General features: G+C 33.0%; 22 protein-coding genes. 15 read left to right on the forward strand and 7 right to left on the reverse strand.

Annotation, left to right across the window (positions count from 1 at the left end):
* Positions 1-120: 120 nt before the first annotated feature.
* Both RT228_RS00005 and RT228_RS00010 read right to left on the reverse strand, forming a co-directional pair.
* Positions 121-891, reverse strand: coding sequence for an alpha/beta fold hydrolase (locus tag RT228_RS00005; protein WP_006257331.1), 771 nt, complete (start codon positions 889-891; stop codon positions 121-123).
* Positions 891-1604 (reverse strand): pyridoxine 5'-phosphate synthase, encoded by a 714-nt coding sequence (locus RT228_RS00010; RefSeq protein ID WP_006262816.1) that lies wholly within the window; start codon positions 1602-1604, stop codon positions 891-893. The genes RT228_RS00005 and RT228_RS00010 overlap by 1 nt, the downstream gene beginning before the upstream one ends.
* Positions 1605-1698: 94 nt before the next feature.
* Between RT228_RS00010 and RT228_RS00015 the strand changes: the two genes are divergently transcribed.
* From RT228_RS00015 to clpX, 14 genes are all read left to right on the forward strand, one after another.
* Positions 1699-2367, forward strand: a complete 669-nt coding sequence (locus RT228_RS00015) for a CBS domain-containing protein (protein ID WP_058699274.1) — start codon at positions 1699-1701, stop codon at positions 2365-2367.
* 1 nt (position 2368) lies between these two features.
* Positions 2369-3256: an NAD kinase gene (locus RT228_RS00020; protein ID WP_006262819.1), complete on the forward strand. Its 888-nt coding sequence runs from the start codon at positions 2369-2371 to the stop codon at positions 3254-3256.
* A 138-nt stretch (positions 3257-3394) separates the two neighbouring features.
* A complete protein-coding gene (locus RT228_RS00025; RefSeq protein ID WP_016650181.1) occupies positions 3395-4108 on the forward strand; it encodes a DUF6089 family protein in 714 nt (237 codons plus the stop codon).
* Positions 4109-4849, forward strand: a complete 741-nt coding sequence (locus tag RT228_RS00030) for an isoprenyl transferase (RefSeq protein WP_006257324.1) — start codon at positions 4109-4111, stop codon at positions 4847-4849.
* A 12-nt stretch (positions 4850-4861) separates the two neighbouring features.
* Positions 4862-7528 (forward strand): outer membrane protein assembly factor, encoded by a 2667-nt coding sequence (locus RT228_RS00035; RefSeq protein WP_006257323.1) that lies wholly within the window; start codon positions 4862-4864, stop codon positions 7526-7528.
* Positions 7529-7560: 32 nt separating this feature from the next.
* Positions 7561-8820, forward strand: coding sequence for an OmpH family outer membrane protein (locus RT228_RS00040; protein ID WP_058699276.1), 1260 nt, complete (start codon positions 7561-7563; stop codon positions 8818-8820).
* A 35-nt stretch (positions 8821-8855) separates the two neighbouring features.
* Positions 8856-9371, forward strand: coding sequence for an OmpH family outer membrane protein (locus RT228_RS00045; protein WP_006257321.1), 516 nt, complete (start codon positions 8856-8858; stop codon positions 9369-9371).
* Between the two features lie 69 nt (positions 9372-9440).
* Positions 9441-10220 carry a glutamate racemase gene (gene murI / locus RT228_RS00050; RefSeq protein WP_058699277.1) on the forward strand — a complete coding sequence of 260 codons (780 nt, stop codon included), beginning with the start codon at positions 9441-9443 and terminating at the stop codon, positions 10218-10220.
* Positions 10221-10541: 321 nt separating this feature from the next.
* Complete coding sequence (locus RT228_RS00055; RefSeq protein ID WP_025125372.1) at positions 10542-11795, forward strand: OmpP1/FadL family transporter; 1254 nt, start codon at positions 10542-10544, stop codon at positions 11793-11795.
* 18 nt (positions 11796-11813) lie between these two features.
* Complete coding sequence (locus RT228_RS00060) at positions 11814-13442, forward strand: hypothetical protein (protein ID WP_058699278.1); 1629 nt, start codon at positions 11814-11816, stop codon at positions 13440-13442.
* Between the two features lie 32 nt (positions 13443-13474).
* Positions 13475-13831: a phage holin family protein gene (locus RT228_RS00065; RefSeq protein ID WP_006257317.1), complete on the forward strand. Its 357-nt coding sequence runs from the start codon at positions 13475-13477 to the stop codon at positions 13829-13831.
* A 97-nt stretch (positions 13832-13928) separates the two neighbouring features.
* Positions 13929-15251, forward strand: a complete 1323-nt coding sequence (gene tig / locus RT228_RS00070) for a trigger factor (protein ID WP_006257316.1) — start codon at positions 13929-13931, stop codon at positions 15249-15251.
* Positions 15252-15344: 93 nt separating this feature from the next.
* Entirely contained in the window at positions 15345-16004 is a 660-nt protein-coding gene (gene clpP, locus RT228_RS00075; RefSeq protein WP_006257315.1) for an ATP-dependent Clp endopeptidase proteolytic subunit ClpP, read from the forward strand.
* Between the two features lie 3 nt (positions 16005-16007).
* Complete coding sequence (gene clpX, locus RT228_RS00080; RefSeq protein ID WP_006257314.1) at positions 16008-17249, forward strand: ATP-dependent Clp protease ATP-binding subunit ClpX; 1242 nt, start codon at positions 16008-16010, stop codon at positions 17247-17249.
* A gap of 31 nt (positions 17250-17280) precedes the next feature.
* Here clpX and RT228_RS00085 read toward each other — a convergent pair whose 3' ends face one another.
* From RT228_RS00085 to RT228_RS00100, 4 genes are all read right to left on the reverse strand, one after another.
* The gene (locus RT228_RS00085; protein WP_006260559.1) at positions 17281-17619 is read right to left on the reverse strand and encodes a hypothetical protein; all 339 of its coding nucleotides are present in this window, start codon (positions 17617-17619) and stop codon (positions 17281-17283) included.
* Between the two features lie 147 nt (positions 17620-17766).
* Positions 17767-18438: a response regulator gene (locus RT228_RS00090; protein ID WP_006257311.1), complete on the reverse strand. Its 672-nt coding sequence runs from the start codon at positions 18436-18438 to the stop codon at positions 17767-17769.
* Positions 18431-20170 (reverse strand): tetratricopeptide repeat-containing sensor histidine kinase, encoded by a 1740-nt coding sequence (locus RT228_RS00095; RefSeq protein WP_058699279.1) that lies wholly within the window; start codon positions 20168-20170, stop codon positions 18431-18433. The genes RT228_RS00090 and RT228_RS00095 overlap by 8 nt, the downstream gene beginning before the upstream one ends.
* 34 nt (positions 20171-20204) lie before the next feature.
* Entirely contained in the window at positions 20205-20519 is a 315-nt protein-coding gene (locus tag RT228_RS00100; protein WP_058699280.1) for a hypothetical protein, read from the reverse strand.
* A gap of 262 nt (positions 20520-20781) precedes the next feature.
* On the opposite strand from RT228_RS00100, the gene RT228_RS00105 reads away from it, so the two are divergent.
* The gene (locus RT228_RS00105) at positions 20782-21714 is read left to right on the forward strand and encodes a hypothetical protein (protein ID WP_058699281.1); all 933 of its coding nucleotides are present in this window, start codon (positions 20782-20784) and stop codon (positions 21712-21714) included.
* Between the two features lie 490 nt (positions 21715-22204).
* Here RT228_RS00105 and RT228_RS00110 read toward each other — a convergent pair whose 3' ends face one another.
* Positions 22205-22993 carry a helix-turn-helix domain-containing protein gene (locus tag RT228_RS00110; RefSeq protein WP_006257307.1) on the reverse strand — a complete coding sequence of 263 codons (789 nt, stop codon included), beginning with the start codon at positions 22991-22993 and terminating at the stop codon, positions 22205-22207.
* Positions 22994-23009 lie beyond the last annotated feature (16 nt).

Raw genomic sequence — 23009 nt, forward strand, 5'->3', positions numbered from 1 at the left:
GAAATTAACTCTCTTTTTTTGTGCCTTTTTTTAAATGTTTAGGACGCTATTGTTTATATATAAATAAAGGTCTAATACTGACGAAGTATTAGACCTTTATTATAAGTGATATTTTTTTGTCTATCCTAGAAACTCTTTAACGATATCGAAGAACATTTGTGGGTTCTCTGCATGTAACCAATGTCCTGTATTTGGAATCGTTTTAATGATTGCATTAGGGAAGTGTTCTTGGATAAGAACTTCATCCTTTTCTTGAATGTACTTAGAGTTTCCCCCTCTAATGAATAACGTGTCTCCTGTGTATTCAGCACCTTCTTCTACACCTTCACCTACTACATCTTCATTTTGATTAAAAGCATTCAGATTGAATCTGAAACCTAGTTGTCCTGGTTCTACCCAGTATAAACTTTTTAATAAGAATAGTCGTGTACCGATTTCGGGAATATGAGAAGCGATGGTTTCTTCTACTTCTTTTCGACTTGGTTTAGTAGAGAAGTCAACAGCGTTAAGCGCTGCTAATATATCCTGATGATGTGGGGCGTAGCTGCGCGGTGAAATATCTGCTACAATTAGTTTTTCTACTTTAGCTGGGTAACGAGTGGCTAACTTCATCGCTACTTTTCCTCCCATAGAGTGTCCTAATATGATAGCATCACATATAGCGTGATAATCCATATAACGAACGATGTCCTCTACCATAAAATCATAAGACCAATCGTCAGAATGAAAACTGCGACCGTGATTTCTAAGATCTAATAGGTGTACTTCGTAACCTACTTCTGCCATTTGTTTACCAAAAGTATTCCAGTTGTCAGACATTCCCATATATCCATGCATAACAATTAAAGGGATACCTTCGCCTTCTATTTTAGAGTATAATATATCTGCCATTATTGTAATTTTCTGATGTACATATTTACTACATTTTCTAATCCTAGGTAAAGAGATTCAGATATTAAGGCATGACCTATAGAAACCTCTAGTAGGTTAGGAATATTGTTTTTAAAGAATTCAATGTTGTCAAGACTTAAATCGTGTCCTGCATTAATTCCTAATCCAAGTTGGTTTGCTAATTCAGCAGCTTGAGTATAAGGTATGATAGCGTTTTCATTTCCTTTTGCATATTCAGCAGCAAAGTTTTCAGTATATAACTCAATGCGGTCAGCACCTACAACTTTAGCACCTTCTACCATTTCTAATACTGGATCTACGAAAATAGAAGTACGAATATTACGTGATTTACACTCTTGAATTACTTCTTGTAAGAATGCTTTGTGTTTAATGGTATCCCATCCAGCATTAGAAGTAAGTGCATCTACAGCATCGGGAACTAATGTTACTTGGGTAGGTTTGCACTCATATACTAAGTTTAAGAAGTTATCCATAGGATTACCTTCTATATTATATTCAGTGTAGACTACGTCTACTAAATCACGTGCATCTTGATAACGAATATGTCTTTCGTCAGGTCTAGGGTGTATAGTTACTCCTTGAGCTCCGAATTTTTGTACATCTTTGGCTACTTGCAATAAATTAGGAACATCTCCTCCTCTTGAGTTTCTTAGAGTAGCAATTTTGTTGATATTAACAGATAGCTTAGTCATAAAATTAAGTTTTAAAGACAAAAATACAAACTATAATTAACGTCTATTGTTTTATTTTTGATTATTTTGCACTTCTAAATAATAACCTTGAATTATGTTATCTCCTGACTTCTTTCTACTCACAGATTATCCTATCTGTAAATTGAATACGCTTATTAAAGATGTATTTCCTTATCTAGAAAAAAGTAATTATTCTCATCTTCCTGTGGTGAATAAAGATGAAATCTGGATTGGCAATATCAATACAGAGGATATTTATACAGCTGATCTCGATAGCACTATTCAGGATGTTATGTATGATTTAGATAAGTTCTACCTTTTAGAGTCTTCGAATTTGAATCCTTTTGATTTTTTTGATTTGTTTAGTCAGTGTGATACGAATACTATTCCGCTATTAGACGAAGAAGGTAAAATAAAAGGAATATATTCTAAAGAATATTTGTTAAATGAATGGAGTAAAACAATGTTTTTTGATGAAAAGGGTACTACTTTTGTCATTGAAAAAGGACATTTAGATTACAGCTTCTCAGAAATAACACAAATAGTAGAAGGTAACAATGCTAAAATGATAGGTCTATTACTATTGTCTAACAACAATCATAATACTCAACTATTAGTTAAAACTAATAGTGTCAATACAAAGGTTATTTTAGATGACTTAAGACGTTATGGTTATGAGATAGTCAGTACACTTTCTGAAGATACGCATATTAATGATCTAAAGGAAAGAACAGAATACCTTAATAAATATCTAAACATATAATATGAAGTTTGCGATTTATGGACAGACTGCCAAACCTATAGTACAAAATATAGTACGTAGGTTATTTAACTTATTTCAAAAATACGAAAACACAGAGGTCGTATTTGAAGAAAAGTTTTACAGTCTATTGAATGAACAAGATATTCTTGATAAAGAATACCAAACGTTTGGAACGAATAATCCATTGACTAGTGAAGTGGATTTTTTTATTAGCGTGGGAGGTGATGGGACAATGCTGCGCGCCGCTAATTTTATTAAAAATACGGATATCCCGATTGTGGGAATTAATGCAGGAAGGTTAGGTTTTTTAGCTAATGTACAACACGATAATTTAGAGGAGCATATTCCTTTGTTGTTTGAAAATAAGTTTAAGAGATCAAAAAGATCTTTGTTGAGCTTAAATTGTTTACCTCAAGAAAATAATGCTTTTGATATTCAGTATGCTTTAAACGAGGTGACTGTATCAAGAAAGAATACAACCTCTATGATTACAGTAGAAACTTATTTAGATGATGAGTTTTTAGCTACTTATTGGGCAGATGGATTGATTATATCTACACCTTCAGGGTCTACTGGTTATTCATTAAGCTGTGGAGGGCCGATAATAGAACCTGAGACGGGATGTTTTGTGTTAACTCCGTTGGCACCGCATAATTTAAATGTGAGACCGTTGGTTATCCGAGATAATTTAACAATTAAGTTAAAAGTAAGTTCTAGAGAGAAACAGTTCTTAGTGTCACTTGACACGACTACAAAAGCTGTGGACAACGATACAGAATTAATTATTACTAAAGCTCCTTTCACAGTAGATTTAGTGGAGTTTCCTACTCAAAGTTTTATTAAGACATTGAGAAATAAATTACTGTGGGGAGAGGATAAGAGAAATTAAAAAAGTCAACAAACTATATACTTTTTAAGGGTTTTCTACGTTTAGAACAAAATAGCTTAACCTCATTTGGGCAATCCGTGAGAAAAAAATAGATTTTGAAAGGTCTATATTACTATATTTGTAAATTATTTTAACAGAATGAATAAAATTCTTATATCTCTATTACTGCTACTTACAACAGTTATAGCTAAAGCTCAGATTCACGAATTCGGTGTAGGGCTTGGTGGTTCTAATTATGTAGGAGATATTGGTTCTACTCAATATATAGCACCAAAGGATATGGGGTACAATGTTTTTTATCGTTGGAATAGAAGCCCTAGGCACTCTTTTAGAGTTAGTTATTCTCACCATAAAATAGGAGGAGATGATGCTAAATCTGATATGGGAAGCCGAAAAGAAAGAGGATATAGTTTTACAAATACTGTTCAACAATTGTCGGTAGGTATTGAATTTAATTTTTTTGAATTCGATTTACACCAAGAGAATTTTGGTTTTACACCATACCTTTTTGTTGGCGTATCAGGTATAAGATATAACGATATTTACTTTAGACCAAGTACACCTGTAGAAGGATTTGAGTCGACAAGTGTAGATTTAGTAAAAGGAGGTAAGAAAAATTCAATGACTATACCTTTTGCGGGTGGGTTAAAATTAAGACTTACGCCTAAGATAAATCTGAATGCTGAAGTAGCTGCACATTATACTTTCACTAATAATTTAGATGGAAGTAGTCCTACAGAAGCAAATAAAAAGTCTTATGGTTTTGGTAAAAACGGAAATGATTGGTTTTTTTACTCAGGTATATCGATAAGTTATACTTTTGGAAATAACCCATGTTATTGTGCAGATTAAATGAATTTGAAAGAACAGATTAACACAGACAACTTACCTAATCACTTAGCCATCATTATGGATGGTAACGGTAGATGGGCAAAACAAAAAGGATTTCTAAGAACGCTAGGCCATGAGAATGGTGTTAAGTCCGTGCGTACTACTATTAGCACATGCGTTACGTTAGGAATTAAGCATTTAACTTTATATGCGTTTTCTACTGAGAATTGGAATCGTCCCAAATTGGAAGTAGATATGTTAATGAAATTATTAGTGAAGTCACTAAAAAAGGAACTCCCTACTTTTACGAAAAATAATATTAAACTTAATGCTATTGGTGATTTATCTTTATTACCAGAAAAAGTACAAGCTCAATTAAGAGACGTATTGGATCAGACTAAAGACAATACTCAAATGACTTTAACATTAGCGTTGAGCTATGGTTCTAGAGCTGAACTAATAAAAGCTGTAAAAGAAATTTCATTTAAAGTTAAAAATAACTTAATTTCGGAGGCTGATATAGATGAATCAGTTATAAATAATCATCTTTACACGAGTGATCTACCTGATGTTGACCTATTAGTTAGAACAAGTGGAGAGCAACGAATAAGTAACTTTTTGTTATGGCAAATCGCTTATTCTGAGCTTTATTTTACAGAGGTACTCTGGCCGGACTTTACGGAAGAGGAACTTTATAAAGCCCTTCTTACTTATCAGAATAGAGAAAGAAGGTTTGGAAAAACAAGTGAACAAATAAAATAAAAAACGAATCTAATGTTTCAAAAAGGTACATCTCTTTTTGCACTGTTTATTGCTGGTCTAGTATACTCTCATGTGCATGCACAGGACAGTATAAAAGCTCCTTCTTTTGAAGCTCCTAAAATCTATACCTTAGGAGATATAACAGTGACAGGAAAATATAGCTTAAACCCACAAACGATAGTTACTTTTACAGGGCTTTCTAAAGGCCAAAAAATAGCTGTGCCTGGAGAAGAGCTTTCGCATGCTCTTACAAAGTTATGGAAGGTTGGTTCATTTACTGATATTAACTTCTACGAAACATCTGTTGTAAATGACACTATTAATCTAGAACTAACTTTAAATGAGCTGCCTCGTTTAAAAAGTGTAAAGATTAAAGGTTTTAAAAAGGCAAAGTCTGAAGCTCTTATCAAAGAAGCAAAACTGAATAGAGGTAAAATTGTTAATGATAACTTTCTGTCTACTACTAAGTATTTCTTACTAAATAAGTATAAGAAAGATGGTTATTATAATACAAAAGTAACGTTAAATACTATTCCAGCTGACTCGACAGGCCGAACAGTAGAACTATTAGTTGGAATAGATAAGGGGAAGAAAGTTCGTATAGAAGAGATAGCTTTTAGTGGTAATACGCAATTAAGTGATAAGAAATTGAAAAAAGCAATGAAGGAGACTAAGCAACGTAGTCCTTTCAATCCATTGCGCATTTTCAAACCTTCTAAGTTTATCAAAGCTAAATATGAAGAGGATTTAGATAAGCTTGTTAGTAAATATAAAGAGAATGGTTATAGAGATGCTCGTATAATTGCTGATACAACAAGTTATAATCCTGAAACCAATAGAATAAGTATAAATATTGATGTTACTGAGGGGAATAAGTATTACTTCGGTGATATTCGTTTTATTGGTAATACTGTTTATACAAATAGCCAATTAAAACAGGTATTGGGTATCGAAAAAGGAGATGTTTATAACGGAGTCTTACTGGATAAACGTATAGATGATAAGACTGATCCTGATGGGTATTATATATCAAATGTGTATCAGAATAATGGATATTTATTCTCTAACGTAAACCCAGTTGAGGTTAGAACAGCTAATGATACAATTGATTTCGAGGTAAGAATTGTGGAAGGACCTATCGCAAGGTTTAATAATATTACAGTTTCTGGTAATGATAATACACATGACCACGTAGTTCATAGAGATATAAGAACTCGTCCAGGGGAGATATGGAGTAAATCTTTAGTGATGGAAACAATCCGACGATTAGGAGGATTAAATATTTTTGATGCACAAGCTATTATTCCAGATGTGAAAAATGCTGATCCAAACTCTGGAACAGTTGATATCGATTGGCAAGTAACTGAAAAAGGATCAAGCCAGGTTGAGTTACAAGGAGGATACGGTGGTGGAGGATTCATCGGTACATTAGGACTATCATTTAATAACTTCTCGTTGAGAAATATATTTAATAAGAAGTCTTATAAGCCTTTCCCAATGGGAGATGGACAATCTTTATCACTACGTCTACAAGGAAGTACTTACTATCAAACCTATAGTATAAGTTTCTCTGAGCCATGGTTCGGAGGACGTAAGCCTATTAACTTCTTTGGTACAGTAGCATATAGTACACAGAATCTTTATGATTATGTAAATCGTCGTACAGATAGAAGTAGAGGATTTGATATTACAACATTGCAATTTGGTATTGCTAAACAATTAAGTGTGCCAGATGATAACTTTGTATTATCTCATACTTTGAGTTTTCAATATTATAATATGAAAAATTATAATACAGGATTATTTACATTCGGAGATGGAGACTCTCGTAACTTAGCTTATCAGATTGAATTAAGACGTGATAATCGTGGTAATGACCCGATTTTCCCAACGTTTGGTTCATTCTTTAGTGTTAGTGGTAAGTTTACTGCTCCATATTCGTTGTTTAACAATGTGGATTATAAAAATCTTGGTGATCAACAAGAATATAAATTAAGAGCAAAAGCAGGAGCGATAGATCCAGTAACTGGAGCGACTATCCCTGTAGGAACTTATTTAGATTCTAGCTATAGACCAGTTAATAATTGGGAAGATGCTACAGCAGATGTGGCTAAAGTAGACCAAAAGAAATTTAATTGGTTAGAATACTATAAATTAAAATTCAAAGGAGATTGGTATACAACTATCTATGATAAATTAGTAGTTCGTGCACTAGGAGAATTTGGATATATGGGAGCTTATAACAATAATAGAGGAGTAGTTCCGTTTGAAAGATTCTATGTAGGAGGTGATGGACTAGCGAATTATTCATTAGATGGTCGTGAGGTAATTCAGTTAAGAGGATACCAAAATCAGACATTAACTCCATATAATGATAGAGGAGAACAAATCGGAGGTACTATTTATAATAAATTTTCGTTAGAATTACGTTACCCTATTACATTAAAGCCAAGTGCATCAGTTTATGTGTTGACTTTCGCAGAAGCAGGGAACTCATTTGCATCATTTAAAGACTATAGTCCGTTTGAGTTAAAACGTTCTGCTGGTTTTGGTGTTCGTGTGTTCATGCCAATGTTCGGATTGTTAGGTATTGACTTTGGATATGGATTCGATTCTGTACCAGGTACTACTCAGAAGAGTGGATTCCAAACACATTTTATTCTTGGGCAATCGTTTTAATGTACTAGTTACATCATAAAACTTGATTTAGAATGAAAACGTATTTAACTTTATTATTTAGTATTTTTGGAATAGTATCAGTAGTGGCTCAAGGTGGTAGCGCTCGTGTAGCCTATATCGATATGGAGTATATCTTAAGTCAGACACCTGAGTACCTACAGGCTACTACCCAATTAGATGAGAGAGCGAATACGTGGAAAGGAGATGTTGATAAAAAAAAGGCTGAAATCAAAAAGCTAAAAGATAATTTAGCTGCTGAACGAATTCTTTTAACTAGAGATTTGATAGAAGAGAAAGAAGAGGAGATATCAATATTAGAGGAAGAGCTTTTTCAATATCAACAAAAAAGATTTGGAACGTCAGGTGATCTGATTACACAAAAGATCATGTTGGCCAAACCAATACAAGATCAAGTTTTTGCTGTAGTGGAAGATATTGCTGAAGCTCGTAAATTTGATTACGTTTTAGATAAAAATTCTGAAGCTACTATGGTGATTGCTACAAAAAAACACGATATTAGCGACTTAGTTTTACGTAGACTAGCTACTGCCCGTAGAAAGCAAGGTATGACTAAATCAGAAGCACAAGCTGTCGAAGAAGAAGAACAGAAAGAGGATGCAATGTCTCTAAGGCAGAGTAGACGTGAAGAGCAACAGAGACGTAAAGAAGAAGCTGAACGTATCATGCGAATTGAAGAGAAGAAGAGAAAAGAAGAGCTAGCAAACGATGTTAACTATCAGAGAGAGCAAGAACTTCAGAGAAGAAAAGAGGAACAAATCAAACAGCAGATAGAGAAGCAAGAGAAGCTGAAACAAGAAAAAGCGGATAAGATCGAAGCTCAGAAGAAGTTGATTCAAGAGCGTCAACAGCAAGCAGAGGATAAACGTCTTCAAAATGAGAAGAACAGAGAGCAGGCAACTCAAGAGCGTCTAAAAATGATGGAGGAGCAACAAGCTGAGTCAGATAGACGTAAAGCAGAAAGAGATAGACTGATACAAGAGGAGTTAGAGAGAAGAAAACAACAAGCTTTAGATCAACAGTCGAAAAAATCTTCTGTGGATATCGAGAAATTACAAGAAGAACGTAGAATAGCTCAAGAAAAAAGAGAAGCAGAGCAAAAGCGTAAGCAGGAAGAGGCGTTGAAAAGGAGACAAGAGTTAATAGATGAGTCTCTACGTAAGCAAGAAGAGCGAAGACAGCGTATCTTAAAGGAACAAGAGGACCGAAAGTTATTAATCTTGCAAAAGCAAGAAGAAGCGAGAAAGAAAGCTGAAGAAGCTAATAAAAAGTAGAATAACAATAAAATATAAATCAAAAATCGAGAAAGATGAGAAAAATGAAATCTTTATTAATTGCAGCTACAATGTTTTTCGGAGTTAGTACTACAGCGGTAATGGCTCAATCTAAAGTAGCACATATCGACGTAAGAGCTTTAATGACAGAATTACCAGCGATGAAAAATGCTAATGCTGAATTAAAGAAAATAGGTGAGGGATACGAGAAAGAAATTTCTACAATGATGTCTACTTACCAAACTAAGATTCAACAATACCAAGCAGAAGCTGCTACTGCAGGAGATGCTAAAAATGAAGAAAGAGCTAAAGAAATCGATGAATTACAACAAAGAATTCAACAATTCCAAACAACAGCTCAACAAGATTACGGTAAGAAAGAATTAGAGTTAACTCAACCTATCGTAGAAAAAGCTTTGGCAGCTATTCAGAAAGTAGGAAAATCTAAAGGATTTGACTATGTATTAGATTCTTCTAATGGTTCTGGAGTTTTATTAGCTGGAGGTGCAGACCTTTTAGCTGATGTAAAAAAAGAATTAGGAGCTAATTAATTTTAGTTTAACTAGATAATCATAATCAAAACCGCTCTTGTTAAAGAGTGGTTTTTTTTATATTTGTATATGACTAAGAACAACCCTATAGGTTTATTTGACTCTGGAATAGGAGGAACAACTATCTGGCAAGAGATTAATCTCTTGATGCCAAACGAAGATACTATCTTTATAGGTGATCAGCTTTATGCTCCTTATGGAATCAAGACAAAACAAGAAATAATAGATTTATCTCTTAAAAATGTTGAGTATTTAGTCTCTCTGAATTGTAAGATTGTAGTAGTAGCATGTAATACAGCAACGACCAATGCAATAAGCGAGATGAGAGCTAGATGTCATATTCCTATTATCGGAATCGAACCAGCTATTAAACCAGCTACTATCCTAACGAAGACTTCTAAAATAGGTATATTGGCCACTAAAGGAACAATTACAAGCGACTTCTTTACTTCTAAGGTTAAGATGTATCCTGATATAGAAATCATTGAGCAAATAGGTTATAATCTAGTTAATTTGATAGAAAATGGAGGAATTCATTCTCAAGAGATGAAGGATTTACTTCGTTCTTATTTAGAACCAATGGTAGAGAAAGGAATAGATACTCTAGTTTTAGGTTGTACACATTATCCTTATCTAATTCCTATTATAGAAACTATTATTCCTAAAGAAATAAAGATTATAGATTCTGGTAAAGCAGTTGCTAAACAAACGAAAAAAATACTTGAAGAATTAGACTTACTTACAACACGAGAAAGTAAAGGAACTAATTACTTTTTTAGTAATACAGATACCTCTATTCTTAAAACATTTGTTCCTAATAATGGGATAGTGGAGTATAGAAAATTTTAGTCTATGTAAATTAAGAAATATTGTAAAAAGAGATATACCGAGTGTATATCTCTTTTTTATTGACTGTTTTTGTTGTTAGATAATCAATGGTTTGATAAAAATGCAAGATGTTGTTGATTTTTAAATATATGTGCTGTTAATGTATGCATGCATAATTCTTTTAATTTGTTAATTGTATTGTATTAAAATGAGTTTATTTGAGTTATATTTTAATAATAATTAAAAAGTGAAAATATGAATGTTAAAAATAGGCTTAAATATTTGTAAAACTAATAGAACTGTATATATTTGAAATAAACGAATTATAAATAACAGTTAATTATGATAAGAAAAATATTATCACTGTCTCTACTTACTTTGATATCGACTTCAGCTTTTGCTGGGGGGTATAGAGTTGCAATGCAAGGAAATAAACAACTTGCAATGGGACATACGGGAGTAGCAGTCATAAGTAGTGGTGCGGAATCTTTATTCTTCAACCCTGCTGCATCTGTTTATTTGGAAGATAAGTTTAATTTTTCAGGAGGTGTTAGTGTTTTAGTCGCTGATACTAAATTTCAGAATAAAACTTATGGATGGGAGAATGAAACTCGTAATCCAGGAACACCATTCTATGCATATGGTACTTATAAGGCTACTGATTGGATGACAGTTGGTCTAGCTATCTATTCGCCATACGGTAGTAAAGTAGAATGGGATAAAGATTGGCAAGGTTCACACTTAGTTAATAATATTGATTTAAAAGCAATCTATTTTCAACCAACTGTAGCTATTAAAGTTAGTAAACACTTCAGTTTTGGAGGGGGACCTATTTTCGTAAATGGTGGAGTGACATTTAATAAAAACTTGTCTCGTAGCATGACTGATGAGCAAGGAAATAGAACGAATGTAACAGTAGAAGCTAAAAACGTTACTGCTTGGGGATGGACAGCTGGATATATGGTGAATGTAGATGATCATCTAAGATTAGGATTAAACTATCGTTCTAAAATTGTCATGGATGAAAAGAGCGGTAAGTCAAAATTCTATGATGTACCAGGATATGGTCAAGGATTGTTTAAAAATGGAAAAATTAAAGCAGAAATGCCTTTGCCAGCAGAATTAGCAGTAGGGGCATCTTATACTTGGGATAAGTGGTTATTTGCTTTTGATTATAATAGAACATTCTGGAATGCATATAAAGCATTAGAGATAGAATTTGTGGATAACCCTACAATTGGAACATCTGTAAATCCTCGTAATTATAAAGATTCAAGTACATATCGTTTAGGATTACAGTATACAATGAATGATCAGTTAACACTTAGAGCTGGTTGGTATTATGACGAAAGTCCTGTACAAGAGGGATACTTTGCCCCAGAAACGCCACGTAATGATTCTCGTGCTTATACAGGAGGGTTTAGTTATAAGTTTAAGAATGGTATAGCAATCGATATGTCATTGACTTACTTACACTTTAGTGATACAAATAGTTCTTATGATTATTTTATGGAAGATGGTCAGAATGTGTCTTTTGGAGGAACTTATAAGTCTTCTGTGATTAGTGGAGGCCTTGGTGTGAGCTATAGTTTTTAATTTAATTAAAAAGAAATCATGAAAAAAAGATATTTATTATTATTACCTGCCATTGCTTTATTAGCATCATGTGAGCCTTCTATCAAAGATGAAATAGATGGAGGAACATATTATGCAGGAGAAGCTGACTTTAGTTCGTATGTAGCTGTTGGAAACTCTCTTACTGCTGGATTTATGGACGGTACTGTTTTCAAATCAGGACAGAAGAACTCATTTCCAAATATATTAGCAACCCAATTTAAAATAGTTGGTGGTGGCGAGTTTACTCAACCATCATTTGAAGATGATATGAATGATGTCGGAGGTTTATTATTTGCAGGGCAAGCGAATCCGGGCTTTCCAACAAGAATGATTGTTAATATGATGCCTGGAGCAGATGGACAAGCTATAGGGCCTCAGAATATTGATAGAGCAGTAACTATAGAAGCAACTAAGCAACAGAAAAAAGCATATCACAATGCTGGTGTACCTGGTGCTAAGACTTTCCATTTAATAGCGCCTGGTTATGGTAATCCATCAGGGTTATTAACTACTCCTGCTACCGCTAACCCATACTTTGTACGTACGGCTACAGCTGATAATGCGACAGTATTAGGTGATGCGATGAGCCTAAAACCGACATTCTTTACGAACTGGATTGGAGCTAATGATGTATTAGCATATGCTACTTCAGGAGGAGAAGGTGTGGATCAAAATAAAGCAGGGGGAACTAATCCTGCTATGTATGGTTCAAATGATATTACTCATGCAGGAGTGTTTAAGCAAGTATACGAGCAAATTACAAATACACTAACTTCTGAAGGTGCAAAAGGTATAGTAGCTACTATTCCTGATGTGACCGCTATTCCATTTTTCACTACAGTACCTTATAATCCATTATCTCCTAAACTTATCGGTGAAGGGAATATAGATCAACTAAATAGTCTAATAGGATTATTAAAGCAAATTTTAGCAAAAGGAGGTCAAGGGGATAGACTTCAGTTGATATCTAAAACTTCAGCTAACCCACTTTTGATTCAAGATAAAACTTTGGCAGATATGTCTGCTTTATTAGAAGGAGGGTTAACACAAGTAGTAGGGGCAGGTTTGTTTCCTGTAAAATTAACACCTGAGCAAATCAAGTTTATCGCGATGTCTTATGGACAAGCTAGACATGCTACTGCAAAAGACTTAATGCTGTTAACAAGTAAGGCACAGATTGGAGCTTCATTACCTCAATCAACGGGAAATCCTACAATGGATGCTATGCTGAAAAAAGGAGTTAGTTTCCCTATCAGTGATTCTTTTGTACTTAACCCTACAGAACAAGCAAATATCAAAGACGCTACAGTTCAATTTAATAGTATTATTAAAGCAACAGCTACTAGTAAAGGATTAGCTGTAGCTGATATGAATGATATCTTAAATAAAGCAGTTTCTGGACTTAGAGTAGAAGATGGTCAAATCTATACAGCTAATTATTTCCAAGGAATGGGGAATTTAAATACCGTTATGTTTTCATTAGATGGAGTACATTTAAATGGAAGAGGATATGCATTTATAGCTTCAGAGATTTTAAGATCTATTAATAAACATTATAAGGCTAGTATACCATTAGTTAATCCTGCTGTATACCCTGGGCCAACATTAATGGTTGGTAATAAGTAAAATTCTTTTTAATTTTAAACAAAAAATTAAATATGGGATTTATCATTAGATTATTAATTACTACTGGTTTAGTTGTTTTATTAGCAAATATTTTACCAGGAGTTTTTGTAGAGAGTTTTACTACTGGACTATGGGTGGCAGTAGCGCTAGGGATATTAAATATGTTTTTAAGACCTATTTTAGTGTTTATGACATTACCTGCGACTATTGTTACTATGGGATTGTTCTTACTTGTAATTAACGCAGTTATCATACAGTTAGCAGCCTATTTTGTCAATGGATTTACGGTAAGTGGATTTTGGACTGCATTACTATTTAGTGTTGTCTTGACATTTTGTCAATCTGTAGTAAATGGGTTTTTACAAAAAGATGAGCCTAGAAGAGGATAAAAAAATTAATAGTTGAAATACAATTACTTAAAAAGTTGTTTGGGTTGTAAAAATAATATATTTTTGCAACCCAATTTTATATGTAAATACATCAAAAATGAATATTACAAGAAATAATGTAGATGCTCTTAATGCAATCGTAACTATTGAGCTTGCAAAAGAAGATTACCAAGGTAATGTAGATAACGTTTTATCTAACTACAAAAAGAACGCAAACGTTCCTGGATTTAGAAAAGGTGCAGTTCCAATGAGTTTAATCGTAAAACAATATGGTAAAGCTGTATTGTTCGAAGAAGTAAACAAAATTTTGCAAGAAAAATTAAGTAACTATCTTGTAGAAGAAAAATTAGATATTTTAGGAAATCCATTACCAGTAGCTAATGATATTAACTGGGATGCAGATGTATTAAAATTTGATTTTGAATTAGGATTAGCTCCTGAGTTTTCTTTAGACTTAGAAGGTAAAAATAAAATCAAGAAGTTCAAAGTTGTAGCTGATGACGCTATGCTTGACGAGCAAGTTGAGTTTATTCAAAAACAATACGGAAAAATGATCTCTAAAGAGGTAGTAGAAGAAACATCAGAAATGGTAGGTACTTTCGCTAACGAAGAAGAGGGAATCAATAATGAAGTTAAGATTGCTGTAAGCGATATCAGAACTAAAACGAACCAAAAGAAATTTATTGGTAAAAAAGTAGGTGACCAAGTTACTGTAAGTACTAAAGGTTTATTCGAAGATGACCATAAATTAATGGAAGTTTTAGCTGTTGATCATGATAAAGTTCACGGATTAGAAATTGATGTAGTATTTACTATCAACGAAATCAATGAAACAGAGAAAGCTGAATTAAACCAAGAGTTATTCGATAAATTGTTTGGAGAAGGAGTTGTTACTTCTGTTGAGCAATTAAAAGAAAAAATCAAAGAAGATGCTGAAAAGCAATTTGCTAGTCAAGCAGATCAAAAATTCTTAAATGATGTTTACGAACATTTATTAGAAAATACTTCATTTGAATTACCAGCTGCTTTCTTAACTAAATGGTTAATGGATGCAGGTGAGACTCCAATGACTGCTGAAGAAGCTGCTGCTGAGTACACAAAATCAGAAAAAGGTTTACGTTACCAGTTAGTAGAAGGAAAAGTAATGTCTCAATATGACTTACAATTAAACTTCGAAGAAATTAAAGAATATACTACTAAGTTGATTAAAGATCAAATGGCTCAGTTTGGACAAATGGATCCTGAAGCTAAAGTAGTTGAAGATATTGTTGCTAGAGTAATGACTAACCAAGATGAAGTTAGACGTATTTCTGAGCAAGTAATGAATGAAAAAGTATTAGCTTTATTTAATGATAAAGTAAAAGCTGAAGTAAAAGAAGTATCTTACAAAGATTTCGTTAAGGAAATGTACGGAGAATAATATCCGGAAAAAAATAAGTATATTTGAGCGTCTTTCTGTTAAAGAGAGGCGCTTATTTTTTTATATAGTATTTAAAATAAATTGAAGAAGAATATGGATTTTGGTAAAGAGTTTCAAAAATTTGCTACAAAGCACCAAGGAATAAATAGTATGTACTACGATAAAATCGTTAGTAGTATGACTCCTTACATTATAGAAGAAAGACAGATGAACGTTGCTTCTATGGATGTGTTCTCACGATTAATGATGGATAGAATTATCTTTATGGGAACAGCTATTGATGATTATGTAGCGAATATTATACAGGCGCAGTTATTATTCTTAGAAAGTGTAGATAACGAGAAAGACATTAGTATCTATGTGAACTCTCCTGGAGGAGGTGTTTATGCTGGATTAGGTATCTATGATACAATGCAGTTAATCAAACCTGATGTAGCAACGATTTGTACAGGTATGGCAGCATCAATGGGAGCTGTGTTATTATGTGCTGGAGCTGCAGGAAAACGTTCTGCATTACCACATTCACGAGTGATGATTCACCAACCATTAGGAGGAGCACAAGGACAGGCTTCTGATATCGAAATTACAGCTCGTGAGATATTAAAATTAAAAGATGAATTATACGAAATCATCTCTAAGCACTCTGGACAATCTATGGAGAAAGTACATCATGATAGTGATCGTGACTACTGGATGATTGCACAAGAGGCTAAAGAATATGGAATGATTGATGAGGTTTTAATTAGAAAATAATTTATGGCTAAAGAAGAAATGTCATGTTCATTCTGTGGGCGTGCTAAATCTGATACAAATATTCTAATTGCTGGTATAGATGCTCATATTTGTGACCGTTGTGTAGAGCAAGCTTATGGTATAGTATTAGAAGAACAACAGTCAAAACATTTAAGTGATTTGTCAAGTGATTTATTACTTAAGAAACCAATGGAAATAAGAGCATTCTTAGATGAGTATGTCATAGGACAAGATCAAACTAAGAAAGTAATGTCTGTAGCTGTTTATAATCACTATAAACGTCTTCTGCAAGAAATGAATGGAGATGATCAAGATATCGAAATCGAAAAGAGTAATATCTTGATGGTGGGACAGACAGGTACAGGTAAAACATTAGTAGCAAAAACAATTGCTAGAATGTTGAATGTACCATTAGCTATTGTAGATGCGACAGTATTAACAGAGGCTGGTTATGTAGGAGAAGACGTAGAAGGTATTCTTACTAAACTTTTACAAGCTGCAGATTACGATGTAGAAAAAGCAGAACGTGGTATCATCTTTATAGATGAGATAGATAAAATCGCGCGTAAGAGTGATAACCCATCTATAACACGTGATGTGTCAGGAGAAGGAGTTCAGCAGGCTTTATTAAAGCTTCTAGAAGGAAGTATAGTAAATGTACCACCTAAAGGAGGAAGAAAGCATCCAGATCAGAAGTTTATTGAAGTAAACACAAAGAATATTCTTTTCGTAGCAGGAGGAGCTTTTGACGGAATTGAAAGACTTATTTCTAAACGATTAAATATGCAAGCTGTAGGATATAAGTCTACAGTAGAAGGAGATCAAGTAGATCGTACTAACCTAATGCAGTATATTATTCCAAAGGACATTAAGGACTATGGATTAATCCCTGAGATTATTGGAAGGTTGCCTGTATTAACGCATATGGATCCATTAGATAAGACGACATTGCGTGCAATTCTTACGGAACCTAAAAATGCTCTAATAAAACAATATGAAAAGCTATTCGAAATGGATGGTATTAAGTTCTCTATTACTGATGAGGCATTAGATTATATTGTGGATAAAGCACTAGAGTATAAGTTAGGTGCTAGAGGATTGAGATCGTTATGTGAGGCTATTCTAACAGACGCTATGTACGAGTTACCTAGCCAAGATGGAGTAAAAGAGTTAAATGTAGATAAAGACTACACGGCTCAGGCATTAAATAAAAACTTATTGCAACGATTAGAAGTTGCATCATAATAAAAAAGCAGGAAAGATCTTCCTGCTTTTTTTATTGAGTAAATTGTTTTCTCAATTTCATATATTTCTTAAGTTGGTTGGATGTTATTCTGTTCTGATTAATTAATAGATTTAATTTATTATCTAATACATTAATATCTAACATGAGATCAGAGTATCTTTTTAAGGCCTCTTTATTACCATATAGCGCTTTCGGGTATATTTCTGAGTAGATAGAAGCATGTTGACTGTAAATAGTCAGTATAGAGTCTATTTCTACTTGGTAAGCTTTATCTTCTTCTGTAGGCTCCATTACTGTATATCGCCCTTCATTACAACCAGAAAAAAGAAGAAAGAAAGAGATAACTAATAGATAAACATATTTTTGCATAATACAGCATGATTTATGGAAGGTAAAAGTACTGGCTATAAATGACAGTGTATTACGGAAAACCTCATTTAGTGAATATTTATGTCAAAAATATTTATGAATACTAGAGTTTACTTCAGTATTTGGCTAATGGAGGAGAGTCCGGGTTTAAATAATCCCCATATCTTTTACAATACCAATAAGGTGTGTTGTGTTTTTAGCATTAAAAGAAACTCTTAAACGGCTTATTCTCTTTTCGATACTACTTGTACTTGCTATCGATAAATTATCTTCTTTAAACTTATGGCTCATTTCACTTTGAGAGTACCCTTCTGCTAGTAGACGGAGAATAGTTAAATCTTCCTCTTGAAGTACTAGTGTGACAGGATTATCTTTTACATCCTTGATATCTGGTGATAGATAAGGTTTTTCCTCTTGTTGGATATAGGTGATAGCCGCTAGTAGTTCTTTAATACTATTTCTCCCTTTGCTGATATAAGCATTGACTTTTAAATCATCTATTAATTCACTTACTTCTATAAATCTGTTTTCTATAGAATAGACAATGATTTTAAGATTGTCATCTTGTTCACGTATTAATTTGATTAAGTCTGCTCCTCCCTTTAGTTTAGTTTCTCTATAGTCTTCTTGAAAAGACAAGTCAGAGATGATTAAATCAAACGGTGAGTTATTGTTCTTAGCACCTTGAATTTTTAGCCAAGCATCATCACAGTATTTAGTACTGTATACTTCGACCTGCGGAATGTTGTCACTTAGGGCTTGTACAATACCAATATTGATACTATCATAATCCTCGACAACTAATATCTTTTTAAACATAATTTTTTTTCGGTAATTGGATATTATACTTTACACCCAGTTTATTAGTAGAATCAAATATAAATGTTCCTTCAATATTAGTAATACGGTTTTCCACATTTGAAAGCCCATTTTTTGATTTAATATCTTCCTGTAAGATTCCTACGCCGTTATCAGAATAGAATATTTTAAAGTATTTTTTATCTTCACTGAATTTGAATACTACTATAGTGGCCATACTATGTTTCTTCATATTGACTAATAATTCTTGTATTACTCGATAGATGGTTATCTTTTGATTCTTATCAAGTAGAGAAAAATCAAAGTTGTCAAGTCCTGAGATGATAATCTGGCAGTTGGCAGTAGTGTATTCATTGAATAAATTAGTCAAATGGGTAACAAAGGTTTCATCCGTTGCAATAGAGCTATGTTGCAGAGAAATATTTCTTGCTTTTTTATAGATAGACTCCAAATCAGATAGTAAATGATTCTTTGTTTCTGGAGTTTCAAGATTAAAGTTCTGTGTATACGTTAATGCATTGAATACATCATTCGCTAATTCGTCGTGTATCTTTTTAGCAATTTTAGTTTCTGTTAAGTAAGACTGTTGAATCTTATCTATTCTATGACGATGTTTTATTCTTCTGTAAATAAAAGATGTAATCACTCCACCTGCTAATAAACAAAGGAGGCTTATATAAAGAGCATTTTTACTTCTAGCAGATACTAGTTCACTGTGTTGTAAATCAAGTTTTAGCTTAATGTTCTCTTGTTCATGTTGTTCAAAGTCATAACGTATTTTAGCGAATTGATTCTTCGCTTGCTGAGTCTCAGTGGCGATTTCTTTAGAAAGGTCTATATAATCGGCATAATACTTAGAGGGACTTTCTGTACTAGACTTGATGAGGTATTCAAGAGCTTGTAGTTTGTCTTTTTTATTTTTATTAGTTGTGGTAATTTCATAAGCTTTTAAGGCATAGTTGTGTGCAGAGTGATAATTATTGTTTAAGGTATAATATTCTGCTAGGTTGATATAGCTTCTATAGATGTCATTTTGATTGATATCGTTTAGTCTTATAGCTAAGGCTTCTTCTAATTCTTTTAATCCTTGTGATTTGTCTTGTAAGTAAAGAGCTTTTCCTAAGTTATTAAGTACTCGTGCTTGCTCTAACGGCATTTCTTTAAATACATTAGAAGAAAGAATGTCTTGTAGAATATCAATTGCTTTAGTGTATTCTTTTAAACTAATATAATTAGATGCGATATTGTTTAAAATAATATTTTTAGAATCAGGTGAATTGGTGAATTTTAATGAGTTATCAAAATATTTTATAGAGTTTGAATAATCTTCTAATTCAGCGTTACAGATTCCTAATGTATTATAAATATATGTTTTAAAAGATTCGTCTTTATTTTTGATATCAAATAGTTCTTGAGTAATTAATTCTTGAGCACTATTTGGGTCACCAATAATTAAATATATTGTAGTTATGCGTAGATTGTTGTAAGTAATGCTTTCTTTTTTCTTTGCTAAACTAAAATGATTGTTGGATGTTAAATAAGATTTGAAAGCATTATTTAATTGATTTTTAGTATATAAACTATCTCCAAGATGCTGATGATAGTATCCTAAAGTTATATTATCATTACTCTTAACATCATTGTTTTTTTTAAAACATGATGTTAAGAGTAATGTAATTATTACTAGTAAAGCAATATTCGAAGAATAAAAAGTAAGAATTTGTCTTTTCATTCTTCGAATTTAGTACTATTTATTCAATAAATTATTATTGAATCTTAGGAGGTTTAATAGGTGGATGTCCCCAGTCATGATCTACCTCTTGTTCAATATTTAAACTATTTGTTTTAGGAGGTTTAATAGGTGGATGTCCCCAGTCATGATCTACTTCTTGTTCAATATTTAAACTATTTGTTTTAGGAGGTTTAATAGGTGGATGTCCCCAGTCATGATCCATCTCCTGATCCACTCCATTCACTTTAACCTCTTTCTTCATTTGAAGTTGGTTATCATCTTTATCACAGCTTACCATTGATAATGTGATTACGCCTAATAGCATTGCTACTTTTACTGTTTTTTTCATTGTTTAGTAATTAAAAAGTTAAGTCCTGAAAAAGAGATGTGGTGCTGAGGGAAGCGAGTTGTTTAAGTGACATAAAATGGCTTCCTTGTTATTTTAGTATCACGAGTAAACAACCCATATAAATGTTTTGTACTTTTGAAACATCACAACACGTATCTGATTTTCGACACAGCAAAGGAAAGGCGACTTTTAGGGTACAATGTGTTGTAAATCTGATGATTCCGATGATTCTGATAATTCCGTTTTACATTGAATTATAATTATGACCTTACTAACGATTAATGACTATACAGATAGTTTAAAAAAACATATTAATAAAGTTCAAGATTTACCTCAGTACACAGTTCTGTTATCTCCATCACCTGCACAATTGAGAAATTATTGTATTGGACTGTGTAAAGAAGATTTATCTCCTGACGATAAAATAATTCTTAAAGATTTTTTTAGAGGTGATAGCACAGAGCTAAATGATATTGTTAAGAGTATTAATAGATTTGAATTAGGATGGTTTAAACCTATTCAGAGTTTTTTAGGCAAAAAAACTGATACATCTAAGAACCATGCTGTACTAGAAATGGTGGCCTTAATGTATGATTATGAACTACGGCCTTATGGCAAGTTTAGAAAGAGTAGTGTAGATATAGAAGAGGAGATTATAGCTGATGAACAAACAGATTCAATTATTGTTGAAGAGAAAAGAGAAGCAGTAGAAGAGAAAACTATTGAAGATCATATACCACCTGTTCAATCATTTGCAGAATCTCTGCCTACTACTACAGCGAAGAATAAACTTAAGCGCAATCTATTAATTGTCACAGTGATTATAATAGGCTTATTAGGTGTTGGTAGTTTAGTGAGTAGTATGTTATCAAATGATGAATGTATGAAGTGGGAAGGAGATAGATATGTGGCTTATGACTGTGGTGAGGCTACAATAAAGAGTTTTGCAGGGGTAAGTAATGAGCCTGTCCCTTATGATAAAAGCATACTGAAGAATTTTAAACAAATAAGTGTTGATTGTGATACCGAGTTTTTTAGGAAAGGAAAACCGAAGGTATGGTTTGTCAAGACTGGAGAGGGAAAACATGATTATTTTAATAACCCAGGAACAGGGGTACATCCTATCTCTGGTAAGTCTTTAAGACCAATCACGCAATATCATCTAAATAAATACATCTACTCTAAGTGTAAATAAAAAAGAGGTTAGACATCACTAAAGACTGTCTAACCTCTTTTTATTGTAGATTCCGATTATTCCGATACATAATCACCTAAGTTTGATTAATAATTAGCTTTTTGTAAGTACAGAAGAAGTGAAATAAAAGTATTTTAAACAACGGAATAATAAAATCTCTCATTACCGAATTTAAAATAAAGTACTTAAAATTCTATTTCTGATCAGTGTTTATTGATGAGTTAAAGATAGTTTTGTTTTGATCTGCTAGGGGATTGCTTGAGGGGTTCTTGCACATTCCTTCGACAAAAGCACCTTCTAGGCAAGGAAACCCCTAGGAATGTGCTAGCAATCCCCTAAGAAGTGCAAGCGAAACGCTCTTTTCCTATTCATTAACAACGAAATTAAAACGTGTGTATTTATTTAAAGAATTTAATTTTTATTTCTGCTTTAACCTATTCATAAGGATTGAATACTCTAAAGTAAGTAAAAACACAGTATAGTAGAATCACTATTTATTCTTTCTCATCTCTAATGGACGTGTTCCTGTAAACTCACAGAAGGCATTACTAAACGCTCCTAGCGTAACATATCCTACTGTATTGGCTATTTCGCTGACAGAGTGCTCAGTCTTCATCAGTAGTTCTATGGCTTTCACGATACGCAATGCTTTTAAGTATTGTAAGAAGGAGATTTGTAATTCAGCTTGGAAGAGGCGTGATACAGAGCGTTCACTCATATTAAACTTGTTACTGATATCAGTCAATGTTAATGGAAGTCCAAAACTACTGTCTAGATAGTCTGTTATCTTAGTAATGCGTGGATTATCACTAAATGGAAGTTGTAACTGTATATTCTTATTGATAAAAGTGGGTAGAATATTTTTTAAAGCTTGTAGAAAAACAAAATTAGGCGTGTCTTGATTGACCATCTTATCATGCCAACACACCGTATAAGCTATCATCTCTATTAATAGATCTGAAGCGGCATATATCCCTAGTGTAGTATAAAAAGGATCTTTATCATCATCAGAGATATAAAAATACAAGGAGTGAAGAACAGTAGCAGAGTTACTTAATCTCAATATATGTGGTACTCCCTCAGGGATCCAAAAGAAGTACTTCGCTGGTACAACATAAGTGACATTGTCTACAGTCACATAAGTTATCCCTCCTTCTACATATGTGAGTTGTCCTTTTTGATGTTGATGTAAAGGATATCTTTTTGTCGATTTCTCATGATTGATAAATACGCCTTCTTCTATACTATCGATAAACTCTAAGGAATCGATGATCTTCATTGTAGTGTTTCTTTTT

This window comes from Myroides sp. (assembly GCF_032073645.1).
In the GTDB taxonomy this organism is placed as follows: Bacteria; Bacteroidota; Bacteroidia; order Flavobacteriales; family Flavobacteriaceae; genus Flavobacterium; species Flavobacterium odoratimimum.